We start from the raw sequence: 1,180 nt of genomic DNA, 5'->3' as shown, positions 1-1,180 counted from the left end.
GCCGAAGGCTGCGATCTTTTGATCTTGTTTTTTAAGATCAAGATCAAAAGATCGCAGCCTTCGGCAGCTCCTACAGGGATTACTTTCCACGGGAAAATTCCTATGAGCTTTATCACCGAAATCAAAACCTTCGCCGCGCTGGGCAGCGGTGTCATCGGCAGTGGCTGGGTCGCCCGTGCCCTCGCCCATGGCCTCGACGTCGTGGCCTGGGATCCGGCGCCCGGCGCTGAAGCGGCGCTGCGCAAACGCGTCGCCAATGCCTGGGGTGCGCTGGAGAAAAACGGACTGGCGCCGGGTGCTTCGCAGGATCGTCTGCGCTTTGTCGCGACCATCGCAGAATGCGTGCGCGATGCCGATTTCATTCAGGAAAGCGCTCCGGAACGTCTTGAGCTGAAACTCGATCTGCACAGCAAAATCAGCGCAGCGGCCAAGCCGAATGCGTTGATTGGTTCGAGCACTTCAGGGCTGTTGCCGAGTGAGTTTTACGAGAGTTCGACGCATCCGGAACGTTGCGTGGTTGGCCACCCGTTCAACCCGGTCTATCTGTTGCCACTGGTGGAAGTGGTTGGTGGCAAGAACACCGCACCGGAAGCCGTGCAAGCGGCGATGAAAGTCTACGAATCCCTCGGCATGCGCCCGTTGCATGTGCGCAAGGAAGTGCCAGGATTCATCGCCGACCGCTTGCTCGAAGCGCTGTGGCGTGAGGCGTTGCACCTGGTTAACGACGGTGTCGCGACCACGGGCGAGATCGACGATGCGATCCGTTTTGGCGCTGGATTGCGCTGGTCGTTTATGGGCACGTTCCTGACTTATACGCTGGCCGGTGGCGATGCGGGCATGCGCCACTTTATGTCGCAATTCGGCCCGGCGTTGCAGTTGCCGTGGACGTATCTGCCGGCGCCGGAACTGACTGACAAGTTGATTGATGATGTGGTCGATGGCACCAGCGATCAGCTCGGTCGGCACAGCATTTCGGCGCTGGAGCGCTATCGTGATGATTGCTTGCTGGCGGTCCTTGAGGCGGTGAAGACCACCAAGGAAAAGCATGGGATGAGTTTCAGCGAATAGGTCGTTTAATGATCGTTCCCACGCTCAGCGTGGGAATGCAGCCGGGACGCTCCGCGTCCCAGAAGCGTGACGCAGAGCGTCACAGGAGGCGTTCCCACGCAGAGCGTGGGAA

The 1,180-nt window shown here is 59.3% G+C and carries 1 protein-coding gene; it reads left to right on the top strand.

Annotated elements, in window-relative coordinates; genetic code table 11:
• Nucleotides 1-102: 102 nt before the first annotated feature.
• Nucleotides 103-1,068 carry an L-carnitine dehydrogenase gene (locus QMX93_RS30730; RefSeq protein ID WP_282359335.1) on the top strand — a complete coding sequence of 322 codons (966 nt, stop codon included), beginning with the start codon at nt 103-105 and terminating at the stop codon, nt 1,066-1,068.
• Nucleotides 1,069-1,180: the final 112 nt, after the last annotated feature.

Origin of the sequence: Pseudomonas sp. PS01303 (assembly GCF_029959385.1) — a bacterium.
GTDB classification, from domain to species: domain Bacteria; phylum Pseudomonadota; class Gammaproteobacteria; order Pseudomonadales; family Pseudomonadaceae; genus Aquipseudomonas; species Aquipseudomonas rustica.
This window is presented reverse-complemented; position numbering and strand designations above follow the sequence as displayed.